The 16,205-nt window shown below is 32.7% G+C and carries 18 protein-coding genes; 17 read left to right on the top strand and 1 reads right to left on the bottom strand.

Features of this window, described 5'->3' with window-relative positions; genetic code table 11:
* Positions 1 to 3: 3 nt before the first annotated feature.
* The 13 genes from secY (at position 4) to ctlX (ending at position 10,929) form a co-directional block, all read left to right on the top strand.
* Positions 4 to 1,350 (top strand): preprotein translocase subunit SecY, encoded by a 1,347-nt coding sequence (gene secY / locus NCC77_RS21815; RefSeq protein WP_007803669.1) that lies wholly within the window; start codon positions 4 to 6, stop codon positions 1,348 to 1,350.
* 7 nt (positions 1,351 to 1,357) lie between these two features.
* Entirely contained in the window at positions 1,358 to 1,573 is a 216-nt protein-coding gene (gene infA / locus NCC77_RS21810) for a translation initiation factor IF-1 (protein WP_007136545.1), read from the top strand.
* A 12-nt stretch (positions 1,574 to 1,585) separates the two neighbouring features.
* Positions 1,586 to 1,702 (top strand): type B 50S ribosomal protein L36, encoded by a 117-nt coding sequence (gene ykgO, locus NCC77_RS21805; RefSeq protein WP_002987490.1) that lies wholly within the window; start codon positions 1,586 to 1,588, stop codon positions 1,700 to 1,702.
* Between the two features lie 2 nt (positions 1,703 to 1,704).
* The gene (gene rpsM / locus NCC77_RS21800) at positions 1,705 to 2,079 is read left to right on the top strand and encodes a 30S ribosomal protein S13 (protein WP_008464322.1); all 375 of its coding nucleotides are present in this window, start codon (positions 1,705 to 1,707) and stop codon (positions 2,077 to 2,079) included.
* Positions 2,080 to 2,087: 8 nt separating this feature from the next.
* The gene (gene rpsK / locus NCC77_RS21795) at positions 2,088 to 2,471 is read left to right on the top strand and encodes a 30S ribosomal protein S11 (protein WP_026727866.1); all 384 of its coding nucleotides are present in this window, start codon (positions 2,088 to 2,090) and stop codon (positions 2,469 to 2,471) included.
* Positions 2,472 to 2,563: 92 nt separating this feature from the next.
* Complete coding sequence (gene rpsD, locus NCC77_RS21790; protein WP_008464326.1) at positions 2,564 to 3,169, top strand: 30S ribosomal protein S4; 606 nt, start codon at positions 2,564 to 2,566, stop codon at positions 3,167 to 3,169.
* A 21-nt stretch (positions 3,170 to 3,190) separates the two neighbouring features.
* A complete protein-coding gene (locus NCC77_RS21785; protein ID WP_008464329.1) occupies positions 3,191 to 4,183 on the top strand; it encodes a DNA-directed RNA polymerase subunit alpha in 993 nt (330 codons plus the stop codon).
* A gap of 62 nt (positions 4,184 to 4,245) precedes the next feature.
* Positions 4,246 to 4,737, top strand: a complete 492-nt coding sequence (rplQ, locus tag NCC77_RS21780; RefSeq protein ID WP_250837466.1) for a 50S ribosomal protein L17 — start codon at positions 4,246 to 4,248, stop codon at positions 4,735 to 4,737.
* A 245-nt stretch (positions 4,738 to 4,982) separates the two neighbouring features.
* Positions 4,983 to 6,092 (top strand): glutamine-hydrolyzing carbamoyl-phosphate synthase small subunit, encoded by a 1,110-nt coding sequence (gene carA, locus NCC77_RS21775; protein ID WP_250837465.1) that lies wholly within the window; start codon positions 4,983 to 4,985, stop codon positions 6,090 to 6,092.
* A gap of 111 nt (positions 6,093 to 6,203) precedes the next feature.
* A complete protein-coding gene (gene eno / locus NCC77_RS21770; RefSeq protein WP_095931491.1) occupies positions 6,204 to 7,496 on the top strand; it encodes a phosphopyruvate hydratase in 1,293 nt (430 codons plus the stop codon).
* A gap of 153 nt (positions 7,497 to 7,649) precedes the next feature.
* On the top strand, positions 7,650 to 8,927 hold the full coding sequence (locus NCC77_RS21765) for a citrate synthase (protein ID WP_095931490.1): 1,278 nt from the start codon (positions 7,650 to 7,652) through the stop codon (positions 8,925 to 8,927).
* Between the two features lie 62 nt (positions 8,928 to 8,989).
* Entirely contained in the window at positions 8,990 to 9,904 is a 915-nt protein-coding gene (locus NCC77_RS21760; RefSeq protein ID WP_250837464.1) for a dimethylarginine dimethylaminohydrolase family protein, read from the top strand.
* Between the two features lie 89 nt (positions 9,905 to 9,993).
* Positions 9,994 to 10,929 carry a citrulline utilization hydrolase CtlX gene (gene ctlX, locus NCC77_RS21755; protein ID WP_250837463.1) on the top strand — a complete coding sequence of 312 codons (936 nt, stop codon included), beginning with the start codon at positions 9,994 to 9,996 and terminating at the stop codon, positions 10,927 to 10,929.
* 75 nt (positions 10,930 to 11,004) lie between these two features.
* Here ctlX and NCC77_RS21750 read toward each other — a convergent pair whose 3' ends face one another.
* Complete coding sequence (locus tag NCC77_RS21750) at positions 11,005 to 11,631, bottom strand: MarC family NAAT transporter (RefSeq protein WP_250837462.1); 627 nt, start codon at positions 11,629 to 11,631, stop codon at positions 11,005 to 11,007.
* A gap of 152 nt (positions 11,632 to 11,783) precedes the next feature.
* Here NCC77_RS21750 and NCC77_RS21745 point away from each other — a divergent pair, with 152 nt between their 5' ends.
* The 4 genes from NCC77_RS21745 (at position 11,784) to NCC77_RS21730 (ending at position 16,204) form a co-directional block, all read left to right on the top strand.
* A complete protein-coding gene (locus NCC77_RS21745; RefSeq protein WP_250837461.1) occupies positions 11,784 to 12,149 on the top strand; it encodes a CoA-binding protein in 366 nt (121 codons plus the stop codon).
* Between the two features lie 107 nt (positions 12,150 to 12,256).
* Positions 12,257 to 12,877 carry a recombination mediator RecR gene (gene recR, locus NCC77_RS21740; protein ID WP_250837460.1) on the top strand — a complete coding sequence of 207 codons (621 nt, stop codon included), beginning with the start codon at positions 12,257 to 12,259 and terminating at the stop codon, positions 12,875 to 12,877.
* Positions 12,878 to 12,948: 71 nt separating this feature from the next.
* The gene (locus NCC77_RS21735; protein WP_250837459.1) at positions 12,949 to 13,740 is read left to right on the top strand and encodes a polysaccharide biosynthesis/export family protein; all 792 of its coding nucleotides are present in this window, start codon (positions 12,949 to 12,951) and stop codon (positions 13,738 to 13,740) included.
* A 16-nt stretch (positions 13,741 to 13,756) separates the two neighbouring features.
* The gene (locus NCC77_RS21730) at positions 13,757 to 16,204 is read left to right on the top strand and encodes a polysaccharide biosynthesis tyrosine autokinase (protein WP_250837458.1); all 2,448 of its coding nucleotides are present in this window, start codon (positions 13,757 to 13,759) and stop codon (positions 16,202 to 16,204) included.
* Position 16,205 lies beyond the last annotated feature (1 nt).

The raw sequence follows: 16,205 nt of genomic DNA, 5'->3' as shown, positions 1-16,205 counted from the left end.
AAGATGAAGAAATTTATTGAATCAATAAGTAATGTTTGGAAAATCGAAGAACTAAAGAATAGAATCTTAATTACATTAGGATTACTTTTAGTATATCGTTTTGGAGCACACGTTACGCTTCCTGGAATTGACGCAACGCAATTGACTGGTTTAGCGGGACAAACTAAAAATGGTTTAGGATCTATCCTAGACATGTTCACCGGGGGTGCTTTCTCTAAGGCTTCAGTTTTTGCTTTAGGTATCATGCCTTATATTTCTGCGTCTATTGTTGTTCAGTTGATGGGGATTGCGATTCCATATTTACAAAAACTTCAAAATGATGGGGAAAGTGGTAGAAAAAAGATTAATCAAATCACTCGTTGGTTGACAATCGCTATCACATTGGTTCAAGGTCCAACTTATATCTATAATTTATACAGAACATTGCCTAGTAATGCATTTTTGCTAGGCTTTAATTCTCCTGAATTTTTGTTCTCGTCTGTTATCATTTTAGTTACTGGTACAATTTTTGCTATGTGGCTTGGTGAGAAAATTACAGATAAAGGTATTGGAAATGGTATTTCATTGTTAATTATGGTTGGTATTTTAGCTCGTTTACCGCAAGCTTTTATCCAAGAGTTTACAACTCGTGTTACCAATAACAATGGAGGTCCAATGTTATTAGTTATTGAAATTATTGTGTGGTTATTAGTTATCATCTCTTGTGTATTGCTTACAATGGCAGTACGTAGAATCCCTGTTCAGTATGCTCGTCGTACAACTACAGGAGATTACGAGCAAGATTTGGCAGGAGGTAATAGACAATGGATTCCTCTTAAGCTTAATGCTTCTGGAGTTATGCCAATTATTTTTGCTCAGGCAATTATGTTTATTCCTGCGGCTGTAGCTGGATTGTCTAAATCAGATACATCACAATCTATTGTTGGTGCATTTAGTAATATGTTTGGTTTCTGGTATAATTTTGTTTTTGCAACTTTAATTATTGTATTTACATTCTTTTATACTGCGATCACTGTACCTACTAACAAAATGGCTGATGATTTAAAGAGAAGCGGTGGTTTTATTCCTGGAGTTCGTCCTGGAGCAGAAACTTCTGATTTCCTTGATAAAGTGATGTCTTTAATAACTTTCCCAGGATCTTTATTCCTTGCTTTGATTGCTGTGTTCCCAGCTATTGTTGTAAGTATTATGGATGTACAACAATCTTGGGCAATGTTTTTTGGAGGTACCTCATTAATAATTATGGTTGGAGTTGCAATAGATACTATTCAACAAATCAATTCATACTTGTTAAACAAACATTATGATGGTTTAATGAAGACTGGTAAAAATAGAAAAGCGGTAGCTTAATATATTTATGGCAAAACAATCAGCAATAGAACAAGACGGATCAATCATTGAAGCATTATCAAATGCGATGTTCCGTGTAGAGTTAGAAAATGGACATATCGTAATTGCTCATATTTCTGGAAAAATGCGTATGCATTACATCAAATTATTACCTGGTGATAAAGTGAAACTAGAAATGAGTCCATACGATTTGTCAAAAGCAAGAATTACTTATCGATATTAAAGGATATTCACTATGAAAGTTAGAGCATCAGTAAAAAAGAGAAGTGCCGAGTGCATTATCGTGCGTAGAAAAGGGAGACTGTACGTAATAAACAAAAAGAATCCTAGATTTAAACAAAGACAAGGATAATTATGGCAAGAATAGCAGGGGTAGATATCCCAAAAAACAAAAGAGGTGTTATTGCACTTACCTACATCTTCGGATTAGGAAAAAGTAGAGCTATCGAGATTTTGGAAAAAGCTCAAGTTAGCCAAGATAAAAAAGTTCAAGATTGGAATGATGATGAAATCGGAGCAATTCGTGAAGCTGTTTCATTTTACAAAATTGAAGGAGAATTACGTTCTGAAATATCTTTAAACATTAAGCGTTTAATGGATATCGGATGTTACAGAGGTATTCGTCATAGATCTGGTCTTCCATTAAGAGGGCAAAGAACTAAAAACAACTCAAGAACAAGAAAAGGTAAAAGAAAAACTGTTGCTAACAAGAAAAAAGCAACTAAATAATAAGTAATATGGCTAAAGCAACTGCAAAAAAACGTAAAGTTATCGTTGAATCAACGGGTGAGGCTCATATTTCTGCCACTTTTAATAACATTATTATTTCTTTGACTAATAAGAAAGGTGAAGTTATCTCTTGGTCTTCAGCTGGTAAAATGGGTTTCAGAGGTTCTAAAAAGAACACTCCTTATGCAGCTCAAATGGCAGCAGAAGATTGCGCTAAAGTAGCACTTGAGGCAGGACTTAAAAAAGTGAAAGTTTATGTAAAAGGACCAGGTAACGGACGTGAGTCTGCTATCCGTTCTATTCATAACGGTGGAATTGAAGTTACAGAGATTATCGATGTTACTCCAATGCCACACAACGGATGTCGTCCTCCAAAAAGACGTAGAGTTTAATTTTTTATTTTTATAGTATAAACAAGGTAGAACATAGATTATCGAAGGATTAGACCTGAATTCATAATTTCTACCTTAAATTTTTTTTTAAAATGGCAAGATATACTGGTCCTAAAACCAAAATCGCTCGTAAATTTGGCGAGGCAATCTTCGGAGATGATAAATCTTTCGAAAAAAGAAATTACCCACCTGGACAACACGGGATGGCTAAAAAAAGAGGAAAAAAATCTGAGTACGCTGTTCAGTTAATGGAAAAGCAAAAAGCTAAATATTCTTATGGAATTTTAGAAAAACAATTCAGAAATTTATTCGAAAAAGCATCAGCGACTAAAGGAGTAACTGGTGAAGTTTTATTACAATTATGCGAAGCAAGATTGGATAATGTTGTTTTTAGAATGGGAATTGCTCCATCTAGAAGAGGTGCGCGTCAAATCGTTTCTCACAGACACATTACTGTAAATGGAGAGGTTGTTAATATTCCTTCTTACCACCTTAAGCCTGGTGATAAAGTTGCAGTTCGTGAAAAATCTAAATCTTTAGAAGCTATCGAACGTTCTTTATCAAATTCAAGTCATGTTTATGAATGGATTACTTGGAATAATGATCTTAAAGAAGGAACTTTTGTTTCTGTACCTGCGAGACTTCAAATTCCAGAAAACATTAAAGAACAATTAATCGTAGAGTTGTACAACAAATAATAATTGACTTAGTCGAAATTTATGGCAATATTTAATTTTCAAAAGCCCGATAAAGTTATCATGATCGATTCAACCGATTTTGAAGGTAAATTTGAGTTTAGACCTTTAGAACCTGGTTACGGATTGACAGTTGGTAATGCACTTAGAAGAGTTTTGCTTTCAGCGTTAGAAGGTTATGCAATTACATCTGTTCGTATCGAAGGTGTAGATCATGAGTTTTCTACTATTTCAGGTGTTGTTGAGGATGTTACCGAAATTATCCTTAATCTAAAACAAGTACGTTTTAAACGTCAGATTGAAGATATCGATAATGAATCAGTTACTATTTCTGTTTCTGGTAAAGATCAATTAACAGCAGGTGATTTTCAAAAATTTATCTCAGGTTTTCAAGTTTTGAATCCAGACCTTGTTATCTGTAATTTAGATTCTAAAATCAAATTGAACTTCGATTTAACAATCGAGAAAGGTAGAGGATACGTTCCTGCTGAAGAGAACAAAAAACAGAATGCTGCAATTGGAACAATTTTTACAGATTCTATTTTTACTCCGGTAAAAAATGTAAAATATGCAATCGAAAATTTCCGTGTAGAGCAAAAAACAGATTACGAAAAATTAGTTTTTGAAATTAAAACTGATGGATCTATTAATCCAAAAGATGCTCTTACTGAAGCTGCTAAAGTTTTAATTCACCATTTCATGTTGTTTTCTGATGAAAGAATTACACTTGAGGCTGACGAAATTGCACAAACAGAATCGTATGATGAAGAGTCATTGCATATGAGACAATTGCTTAAAACTAAGCTTGTTGATATGGATTTATCTGTGAGAGCATTAAATTGCTTGAAAGCGGCTGAAGTTGATACACTTGGTGATTTAGTATCGTTCAATAAAAATGACCTAATGAAATTCCGTAATTTTGGTAAAAAATCTTTAACTGAGCTTGATGAACTTGTTGCAGTGAAGAATTTAACTTTCGGAATGGATTTAGCTAAATACAAATTAGATAAAGAATAATTTACTTCATATTTTGCTCTCCATAGCGGATTGTAGCAAGATGAAGATAAAAAAAACACGTCATGAGACACGGAAAAAAATTCAACCACTTAAGCAGACAGACTGGACATAGAAAAGCTATGTTGGCTAATATGGCTTGTTCTCTTATTGAGCACAAACGTATTAACACTACTGTTGCTAAAGCTAAAGCGCTTAAACAATTTGTTGAGCCTTTAATCACAAAATCAAAAGAGGATACGACTCACAACCGTCGTATTGTTTTTTCATACTTACGTAGCAAATATGCTGTAACTGACTTGTTCAGAGATGTGGCTGCTAAAGTTGGAGACCGTCCAGGTGGATACACTCGTATCATTAAAGTTGGAAATCGTTTGGGAGATAACGCTGATATGGCGATGATCGAACTTGTTGACTTCAATGAACTTTACAACGGAGGTAAAAAAGAAGTTAAAAAAGCGAAAAGCCGTCGTGGTGGTAAAGCTAAAAAAGCTGAAACTGCTGCTCCAGAAGCTCCTGCTGCTGAAACAGAAACGACTACTGAAGCTTCTGAATAATTATGAAAGTGATCATTCTATAGAAATCAAGGATAAACTAATTTTTAGTTTATCCTTTTTTTTTGATTTTTTTGAAACCATAAAAATGTAACTTATTTAAAATGATAGGTTTTATTTTTACGGATGAAAGTTTTAAAAAATCTTGGAAGGGCTATTTTAAAGAAGTAAATTTGCAAAATTCTAATTACACTTAAAACCTATCTTTTGGTTTTATAACTTGATTAAAAAACAATACAAATTAAATAATGAAATACACAACACGACAAAGCGCCATTTTATTACTTAGTGACGGAACAATCTTTCACGGAAAATCTATCGGAATTAGCGGTAAAACTTTTGGTGAAGTTTGTTTTAACACAGGGATGACAGGGTATCAGGAAATTTTCACTGATCCTTCTTATTTTGGGCAAATAATGGTTGCTACAAATACACATATCGGAAACTATGGTGTTAATGATTCTGAAGTTGAATCTGATAGTATTAAAATTGCCGGTTTAGTTTGTAAAAACTTTAGTTTTAATTATTCTAGAGAAAATGCTTCGGGAAGTTTAGAGGATTATTTTGCTAAACAAAATTTAATCTGTATTTCTGATGTTGATACGCGTGCACTTGTAAGCTACATTCGAGATAATGGTGCTATGAATGCAGTAATTTGTACAGATGGAACTTCAATCGAAGATTTGAAAAAGGAGTTGGCAAATGTTCCAAACATGGAAGGTTTAGAGTTAGCTTCTAAAGTTTCAACTAAAGAGCCATATTTCTTTGGTGACGAAAACGCTACTTATAAAATATCAGCTTTAGATCTTGGTATCAAAAAGAATATTTTGAGAAATCTTGCTAAAAGAGATTGTTACATTAAAGTGTATCCGTTTGATTCAACTTATAAAGATATGTCTGAGTTTAATCCTGATGGATACTTCTTGTCAAATGGACCTGGAGATCCGGATCCGTTGTTTGGAGCAATTCAGGTTGCTAAGGAGATTTTGGCAGATAATAAGCCATTGTTCGGAATCTGTTTAGGGCATCAAGTAATTGGTTTGGCTAATGGTGTTGAAACTTATAAGATGTTTAATGGACACAGAGGAATTAACCATCCAGTAAAAAACATCCTTACAGGTAAAGGTGAAATAACATCTCAAAACCACGGTTTTGCTGTTAAGAGAGAGCAATTGGAAAATCATCCAGAATTAGAAATTACGCATGTTCACTTGAATGATGGTACTGTTGCAGGAATGAGAATGAAGAATAAAAATTGTTTTTCAGTTCAATATCACCCAGAGGCTAGTCCAGGACCGCATGATTCGTCATATTTGTTTGACCAATTTGTAGAGAATATTAAAAGCAGCAAAGTCTAAAACGATGTAGTTAATAAATAAAGGTGTTTAATAACTAGAATGCGTTTATAGTATTAAATATTTTTATACTTTCGAAAAAAATATATAATTTATTAATAAAAAACAAAAATAATGAGTATTATAATTAAAGTTCACGCAAGACAAATTCTTGATTCTAGAGGTAATCCTACTATTGAAGTAGATGTAGTAACTGAAAATGGAGTTTTAGGTAGAGCTGCTGTTCCATCTGGAGCATCAACTGGAGAACACGAAGCTGTTGAATTACGTGATGGAGGTAAAGCTTATCTAGGTAAAGGTGTTTTGAATGCAGTGAACAATGTAAATACTGTTATTGCTGAAGAATTAGTTGGAACTTCTGTTTTCGAACAAAACACAATCGACCAATTAATGATTGATTTAGATGGGACTCCAAATAAATCTAAATTAGGAGCTAATGCTATTTTAGGAGTTTCTTTAGCTGCTGCAAAAGCTGCTGCTAACGAACTTGGTTTGCCATTATACAGATACGTAGGTGGTGTTTCTGCCAATACATTACCAGTTCCAATGATGAATATCATCAACGGTGGTTCTCACTCTGATGCACCTATCGCTTTCCAAGAGTTTATGATTTTCCCAGTAAAAGCAACTTCTTTTACGCATTCTATGCAAATGGGAACTGAAATTTTCCACAGTTTGAAAAAGGTTTTACACGATAGAGGTTTGAGTACTGCTGTAGGTGACGAAGGTGGTTTTGCTCCAAATTTAGCTGGTGGTACTGAAGATGCGTTAGATACAATTAAATTGGCTGTTGAAAAAGCAGGTTATTCTTTCGGAGATGAAATTATGATCGCTCTTGACTGTGCTGCTTCTGAATTTTATGTAAACGGTAAATACGATTATACTAAATTTGAAGGTGAAACTGGAAAAATCAGAACTTCTGAGGAGCAGGCTGATTACTTAGCTGAACTTGCTGCTAAATATCCAATTATTTCTATCGAAGATGGTATGTACGAAGATGATTGGAATGGATGGAAATATTTGACTGAAAAAATTGGTGACAAAGTGCAATTAGTTGGTGATGATTTGTTTGTTACTAATGTTGAGCGTTTGTCTACAGGAATCCAAAAAGGAATTGCTAACTCTATCTTGGTAAAAGTAAACCAAATTGGAACTTTAACTGAAACTATTGCAGCTGTAAACATGGCGAAAAACGCTGGTTACACATCTGTAATGTCTCACCGTTCTGGAGAAACTGAGGATAATACAATTGCAGATTTAGCTGTAGCTTTAAACTGTGGTCAAATTAAAACTGGTTCTGCTTCTCGTTCAGATCGTATGGCAAAATACAATCAATTATTAAGAATTGAAGAAGAATTAGGAAGCACTGCTTATTTCCCAGGTTTAAATGCTTTCAAGATTAAATAATCATAAGAGATATATTAAGATAAACCATTCATTTTTTAATGAATGGTTTTTTTTTGGAGTTTTAACAAATTCATAGCAGTATTCTTTTTTTAATTAGTCTTAAATTCATTAGATTTGATAAATTATTATTTAAAGAATTATTTCCAGTATATTATGTCAAAAATAGCTACATTAGAAATAGATGGTAAAAAGATTGAGCTTCCAGTAATCACAGGAAGCGAAAACGAATCAGCTATCGATATTAACAAATTACGTGATTTAACAGGCTTTATTACACTTGATCCAGGTTATAAAAATTCAGGGTCTTGTACAAGCGAAATCACTTTCCTAGATGGAGAAGAAGGAATTTTACGTTACAGAGGATATTCAATCGAAGATCTTGCAGAAAAAGCTAATTTCTTAGAAGTATCTTATCTTTTAATTTTTGGTGAATTGCCTACAGCTTCACAATTAGAAGATTTTGAAAATGGTATCAAAAAGCATTCTTTGGTAAACGAAGAAATGAAAAATATCATTGACGGTTTTCCTAAAACGGCTCACCCAATGGGAGTGTTATCTGCTTTAACTAGTGCTTTAACGGCATTTAACCCTAAAGCAGTTAATGTTGATAATGAAAAAGAAATGTACGAGGCTATTTGTAAAACAATGGCAAAGTTTCTTGTAATTGCTACATGGACTTATAGAAAATCTATGGGTTATCCTTTAAACTACTACGATAATACAAAAGGATATGTAGAAAGCTTTATGCAATTAATGTTTAAATTGCCTACTGGTCCTTATGCTGCAAATCCAGTAATCGTAAATGCTTTAGATAAATTATTTATTCTTCACGCAGATCATGAGCAAAACTGTTCTACATCTACTGTTAGAATGGTAGGTTCTTCTCACGCAGGTTTATTTGCTTCAGTTTCTGCAGGAGTTTCTGCTTTATGGGGGCCACTTCACGGTGGAGCAAACCAAGCTGTACTTGAAATGCTTGAAGAAATTAATAAAGATGGCGGAGATACAGATAAATTCTTAGCAAAAGCAAAAGACAAAAATGATCCTTTCCGTTTAATGGGATTCGGACACAGAGTTTATAAAAACTTTGATCCAAGAGCTAAAATTATCAAAAAAGCAGCAACAGAAGTATTAGAGACTTTAGGTGTTGAAGATCCGATTTTAGATATCGCAAGAAAATTAGAAAAAGCTGCTCTTGAAGATGAATACTTCAAAGCAAGAAACTTATATCCAAACGTTGATTTCTACTCTGGAATTATCTACAGAGCTTTAGGAATTCCAACGGATATGTTTACTGTTATGTTTGCAATTGGAAGATTGCCAGGTTGGATTGCGCAATGGAAAGAAATGCGTGAAAATAAAGAACCAATTGGAAGACCAAGACAAATTTATACAGGACATCCTTTACGAGAGTTTAAGTCTAATAAATAAAAAACGAAAGCTTCACTTAACTGTGAAGCTTTTTTTATATTTGCTCAAAATACAATAAAGTTATGTTGCAATTAAATGTAAAGAACGAAACGTCTCGACTTCGTGCTGTAGTTCTGGGTTCTGCTGTTCATAATGGACCAACTCCAACTATAGAAGAGGCTTATGATCCTAAATCATTGGAACATATTAAGGCGGGAACTTATCCGTTAGAAAAAGATATGGTTGCTGAAATGGATGCTTTTAATGCTGTTTTTCAGAAATATGATGTTACAGTTTATCGTCCAGAAATGATTGAAAACTACAATCAGATTTTTGCAAGAGATATTGGTTTCGTAATTGATGATGTCTTTGTGAAATCGAATATTCTTCCAGATAGAGAGCGCGAATTAGATGCTATTCAATATGTAATTGATCAGATAGATCCATTAAAAGTAGTTCGCCCTCCGGAAGAAGTTCATATCGAAGGAGGAGATGTGATGCTTTGGAATGATCATATTTTTATTGGAACTTATAAAGGAAGTGATTATAAAGACTACATTACAGCAAGAACCAATATGCATGGTGTGAATTATATCAAATCGTTATTTCCTAATAAGATTGTAAAAGAATTTGATTTGGTAAAATCTAAATTGGAAGCAAGAGATAATGCGCTGCATTTAGATTGTTGTTTTCAGCCTGTTGGAAAAAATAAAGGTATTATTTATAAAAGAGGTTTTCGAGAGGAGGCAGATTATCTTTATTTAGTGAAGCTTTTCGGAAAAGAAAATCTATTTCATATTGAAAGAAACGAAATGTATAATATGTTTTCGAATGTATTTTCAATTGATGAAAATGTGGTAGTTTCTGAAAAGAATTTTACGAGATTGAATAATTGGCTTCGTGAAAATGGTTTTACTGTTGAAGAAATTCCATATGCTGAAATTTCAAAGCAAGAAGGTTTGTTGAGATGTTCAACGCTTCCATTAATTAGAGACTAAAATTAGTTTTTTGTTTCAAGTTTCAGATTTCAAATTTTTGCAAGACGTGAAACCTGAAGCTTGAAACGTGAAACAAAAAAATATAAAAAATGAGACAAACAACAAACGCAATAGTAATGATTCGCCCAGTTGCATTCAGGATGAATGAACAGACGGCTGTAAATAATTATTATCAAAAAGTATTAGATGGACTTTTACCAAGTACCGTTAATGCTAAAGCACAACAGGAATTTGATGCTTTTGTTGAAAAATTGAGGGCAGTCGGAGTAGATGTTACTGTTGTTGATGACAATTTAGAGACTGATACTCCTGATAGTATTTTTCCAAACAATTGGGTTTCATTTCATGAAAATGGAGATGTAGCACTTTATCCGATGTTTGCTGAAAATCGTCGCCAAGAACGTCGTGAAGATATTTTGGATACTTTGGAAGAAAAAGGATTCGAAATTGCTAATATCATGGATTATACTTCAGCAGAAGAAGATGGCATTTTCTTAGAAGGAACGGGGAGTTTGTTATTAGATAGAGCTAATGGAAAAGCATATTGCGCATTATCTCCAAGAGCAGACGAAGAATTGTTTATAGAGTTCTGTGAAGATTTTGATTATGCTCCTGTTATTTTTGAAGCTTTTCAAACGGTTGATGGCGAGCGTAAACTAATTTATCATACTAATGTAATGATGTGTTTAGGTGAAACTTTTGCTGTTATTTGTGCAGATTCTATCGATGATAAGAAAGAACGAAAAATGGTTTTGGATAATCTTAAACAAAATCAAAAGGAAGTTATTTTAATAACAGAAGACCAAGTGAATAATTTTGCAGGAAATATGTTAGAAGTTCGCGGAAAAGACGATAAGAGATATATTGTTATGAGTGCTTCTGCGTACCAGAGCTTAACTCCAAAACAGATTGCTCAATTGGAAAATCATGCAGAAATCTTAAGCTCAAGCCTTGATACAATTGAAGCTTGTGGGGGAGGAAGCGCAAGATGTATGATGGCTGAAGTTTTCTTGCCGAAAAGTTAAAATAAAGATCTAATAAAAAGAAAGGGATAAAATCATACTTGATTTTATCCCTTTCTTTTTAAGAATATTTTGGAGTTAAAAATTTCCTTTTATAATATTTACTATAGCACTTACTATGTATTGAATTCCGATAGAAATAACGATAAAACCAACAATTCTTGAAATAGCAACAATTCCGGATGCTCCTAAAATTCTAGCTAGATAGTGAGCGCTTTTTAAAATAGCAAAAATCGCTATAGCAATTGCAAGAATCGCCAATGACGAAATTATAATTTCGTTTATTTCATGATGTTCTTGATAAAAAGCAATTAAAAGAGACATCGATCCAGGGCCAGCAAGCATTGGTATTGCTAAAGGTGTTAATGCGATATCATTTCTGTGTTGCGCTTCATTTTCAATTTTTTTATTGATTCCTCGTTTCTTGTTGAATTTTCCAGAAAGTAAAGAAAAACCAGAATTTACAATTACAATTCCGCCCGCAATTCTTAAGGCGTCTATGCTGATTCCGAAAAAAGTTAAAACATATTGGCCAATGAAATAAGAAACCAATAGTATAATGAAAACATTGATTGCGGTCCAAAGAGAGATTCGGGATCTTTCTTTTTGAGAGTCGTGTTGTGTTAATCCGACAAAAATAGGTACAGTTCCAATTGGGTTTAGCACTGAGAACAAGGCAGCAAATAAGTAAATAAATAATTCCATATTGTATTGGTTGGTTGAAGTAAATGTAATTATTTTTTGATGTTTTTATGTGGAATTATGTTATAATATTGTTTTTATTGCTATTTATTCTGAATCAAAGACATAAAGTTTAATCGTTCTTTTTGATTACTTTTGCAGTCTAAACAAAAACAATGAAAAATAAAAAAACATTAGTTATAGGAGCATCTACAAATTCGGAACGTTATTCTAATAGAGCAGTAAATATGCTGGTAGGAAAAGGACATTCTGTTTTAGCAATCGGACAAAAAGCTGGAGAAGTTGCTGGAGTAAAAATTCAAACTAAAGCCATACCGGTTAAAAATATTGATACTATTACTTTATACTTAAATCCTGCTCGTCAAAGAGACTATTACAATTATATTATTGAGGCACATCCTAAACGTGTGATTTTTAATCCAGGAACTGAAAATCCAGAATTGTATCAATTATTGGAGTTAAATGATATTCAAGTTGAAGTGGCTTGTACACTGGTTTTATTAGCTACAAGTCAATATTAAAAAATATTTTAAAGTTTTTTCTGATAGTGATTTTTCAATATTTATGGAGTCTTGAATTTAATGATCGTAATGTAGGCTAAACCATTAAAAGTATTACTTTTGTCGTCATGGAATTTTCATCGAAATTAATTGAAAAAGCGGTAAACGAAATGTCCCAATTACCTGGTATAGGTAAGCGTACGGCACTTCGATTAGTTCTCCATTTGTTAAAGCAACCTAAAGAACAAACAGCTTTTTTGTCTCAAGCATTATTGAAAATGCGTGAGGATATTAAGTTTTGTGAAAGTTGCCATAATATTTCTGATACTAAAATGTGCGAGATTTGCGCTAATCCAGTTAGAAATCATGAAACAATATGTATTGTAGAAGATATTAGAGATGTTATGGCGATAGAAAATACTGGACAATTTAGAGGAATATATCATGTGCTTGGAGGGAAAATTTCACCTATTGAAGGGGTTGGCCCCAATCAGTTAAATATTTCTAGTTTAGTAACAAAAGTAAAATCTGGAAATGTAGCCGAGATTATTTTTGCGTTAAGCTCAACTATGGAAGGAGATACAACGAATTTTTATATCTATAAACAAATTGCAGATTCTGAGATTATAATTTCGACAATTGCGAGAGGAATATCGGTTGGAGATGAATTAGAATATGCAGACGAAATAACACTTGGACGAAGTATCTTGCATAGAGTTCCTTTTGAAAAAACATTTAAAAACAATTAACTAAACCCCAAATAAAAGTTAGATTTTTCTAAACAATAAGCGAAATCGATACTTGCCATAAAATTGAACGAATGACAAAAAACAGTTTTTTTCTATTCTTATTAATTTCAATATTATTTACCTCATGTATTCCTATCAAAGATTTGGTTTACCTTCAGGATAAAAATGATTCAGGAGAACAAGCAGCGATTGTAGCAGTAGAATCAAAACCATATAGGTTGCAAGTGCATGATGTTTTAAGTGTTAATATAAAAGCGATTGACCCAAAGCTGGTTTCTATTTTTAATACATCAGATAATCAAAGTGGTCAAACATCAAAGACAGAATCTGGACTTTACTTTGATGGATTTACAGTTGATGATCATGGAAATATTAGGATGCCAATTCTGGGAGAAATTAATGTAATCGGATATACCCTTGAAGAAGTGCGTGTTAAAATTGAGAAAAAATTACTGGAAGAATATTTTAAAAGTGAAGCCAATATTTTTGTTACAGTTAAGCTAGCTGGTTTTAGGTATACTATTAATGGTGAAGTTGGAAGCACAGGGACAAAAACGCTATTTAAAGACAATGTAACCATTTTGGAAGCTGTTGCAAATTCAGGAGATATTACTACGGTTGGTAATAGGAAAGAGGTAACCATAATTCGTCAGACTCCAACAGGAGTTCAAATGCATGACATTGATCTTACAGATGTGAACGTAATGAAATCACCATATTACTATTTACAGCCTAATGATTATATCTATGTAAAACCGTTGAGACAAAAAACATGGGGAACAGGGCAAACGGGCATACAATCAATAGGAACAATAATCACATTATTGTCTTTGGCAACAACAGTTTATTTAATTATAAAGTAAAAATAGATTTTTTAAAATGTTAGACATTAAAGATTTCGCCATTTTTGAAAATCATTCTCATTTTGATTTTAAAGGCTTTCTGTTGAAAATTGTAAGTTACTGGAAATGGTTTCTTATAAGTTTGATTATTACATTCACTATTGCTTACCAGATAAATATTCGTAAAGAAAAAATTTACGGAATGCAAACCATGATTTCTATTAAAGAAGAAAGTAATCCTTTTTTTACATCAAATACCAGTTTGGTATTCAATTGGGGAGGAGTTTCGGATCAGGTAAATGGTATTTCTACGATTTTGCAATCGAGATCTCATAATGAGCTAGTCGTAGATAAACTTCAATTTTATATTAATTATTTAGAGCAGGGGAAATACAATTTAATTGATTCTTATGGCGCGGTACCATTTTATGTCGACATTGACAAAACAAAGGGACAGCTTGCAAATACATTAATTAATATAAAATTTTTAAGTGAAAATGAGTATCAAATTCAGATACCATTTGAAGTTAATTCTGTTTCGTTAATTACTTATAGTAATAATTCTTATAGCAATACGTCAGTACAGCCTACAACTTTTATTAAAAAATACAAAGTAGGAGAACGTGTTAGTCTTCCATTTTTAGATTGGAAGCTTCAAATAGTAAATAATCCAGGTTTTTATAAAGGTAAAGAATACTTTGTAAAGTTTAATGATTTTGATGGAACTGTTTCTCAATATAAAGGTATAAACGTAGATGCTGGAAGAAGTGCGGGGTCGTTGTTGACTTTGTCAATGCAAGGAACAAATAAAGCAAGAATGGTTGACTATCTGAATGCTACTGTAAGGATGCTTATGAAATTGCAATTAGATGGTAAAAACCAATTTGCAACAAACACTATTAGATTCATAGATAGTACTCTTGTTGCAATGGAATCTCAGCTTAAGGAGACAGGTAACGAATTAAAGTCTTTTCAAAAAGACAAAAATATTTACGAAATAGAAGACGGAGGTTCTAAAGTTTCAGAGAAAATAATGAGCTTTGATGCTGAAAAGGATCAAGTAGCTAGAAAAATTGCTTATTATAACTCTTTAAAAGCATATCTAAATAGTAGCGTTGATTATTCTAGATTACCTGCCCCTTCTGTAGCAGGAATCGAAGATCCAAATATTATTGCCAATGTAGGTAGGCTTATTGCTCTTTCTACTCAGAGATCTGAAATGGCTTATGCTGTAAAGAGTGAAAAAATATTTAAAGATTTTGACAATCAAATGGCGGCAGTAAAAAATGTTCTTCAAGAGAATATTGCTACTGCAAAGTCTTCTTTAGTTTATGATTTGTCTTTGTTAAATGCCAAAATTGGACAAGCAGAAAGTACTGTTAAAAAACTTCCTGCTGAACAACAAGAATTACTGAAGATTAAAAGAAAATATGATTTGAATGACAATATCTATACAGAGTTCCTTCAAAAGAGAAATGAAGCAGAAATTGTAAGAGCATCTAATCTATCAGATATTCATTTTATTGATCCTGCAAAAGATATTGGTGGAGGTTTAATTGGACCTAAGACTTCTGTAAACTATGTAATGGCTTTGTTCTTAGGAATTTTAATTCCTTTCTTATTTGTATTGTTAATCTTCTTTATTAATAATTCAATTCAGAATGGTGATGATATTAGTAAGCTAACTCAAATACCATTGCTCGGAGTAATTGGTATTAATAAAGACTCAGGAAGCTTAGCGGTTTTTGATAAACCAAAATCTGCTCTTTCAGAATCATTTAGGGGCTTACGTTCTTCACTTCAGTTTTTATATAAAAAACAAAAAGTTGACGGATCAAAAACTTTAATGATTACTTCTTCAATTAGTGGAGAAGGGAAAACATTCTGTTCTATAAATATTGCAACAGTTTTTGCTTTAAGCGAGAAAAAAACAGTAATAGTTGGTTTGGATTTAAGAAAACCAAGATTAGCAGATGAATTTCAATTAAAATCATCTCTAGGAGTTGTCAACTATTTAATAAGACAAAATAATTTAGAAGAAATTACGAATCAGACACCAATTCCTAATTTAGATGTAATACTTTCAGGGCCAATTCCTCCAAATCCTTCTGAGTTAATTTTAAGTGATGCAATGAAAGAATTGATTGATGAATTGAAGCAAAAATATGATTATATAGTTTTGGATACTCCGCCAGTTGGTTTAGTGGCAGATTCATTAGAATTAGTTCAGTTTGCAGATGTAATATTGTATATTGTAAGACAAAATTATACTAAGAAAGATATGATAACGTTGTTGAATACTAGACTTAAACGTGGAGAGTTGAGCAACGTAAGTATTGTGTTAAATGGTTATGAAAATAAAGCAAAATACGGTAGTGGTTATGGATACGGTTACGGCTACGGAGCTTATTCGAATGGTTATCATGAGGAGGAAGCTAAAGATGGATTTTGGAAAACATTTTTAAATCGAATTAGACAAAAATAAA

It is taken from the genome of Flavobacterium tyrosinilyticum (assembly GCF_023656565.1).
GTDB classification, from domain to species: Bacteria; Bacteroidota; Bacteroidia; order Flavobacteriales; family Flavobacteriaceae; genus Flavobacterium; species Flavobacterium tyrosinilyticum.
Note: the sequence above shows the minus strand (reverse complement) of the source record. Positions and strands in the feature narration are given on the sequence as shown.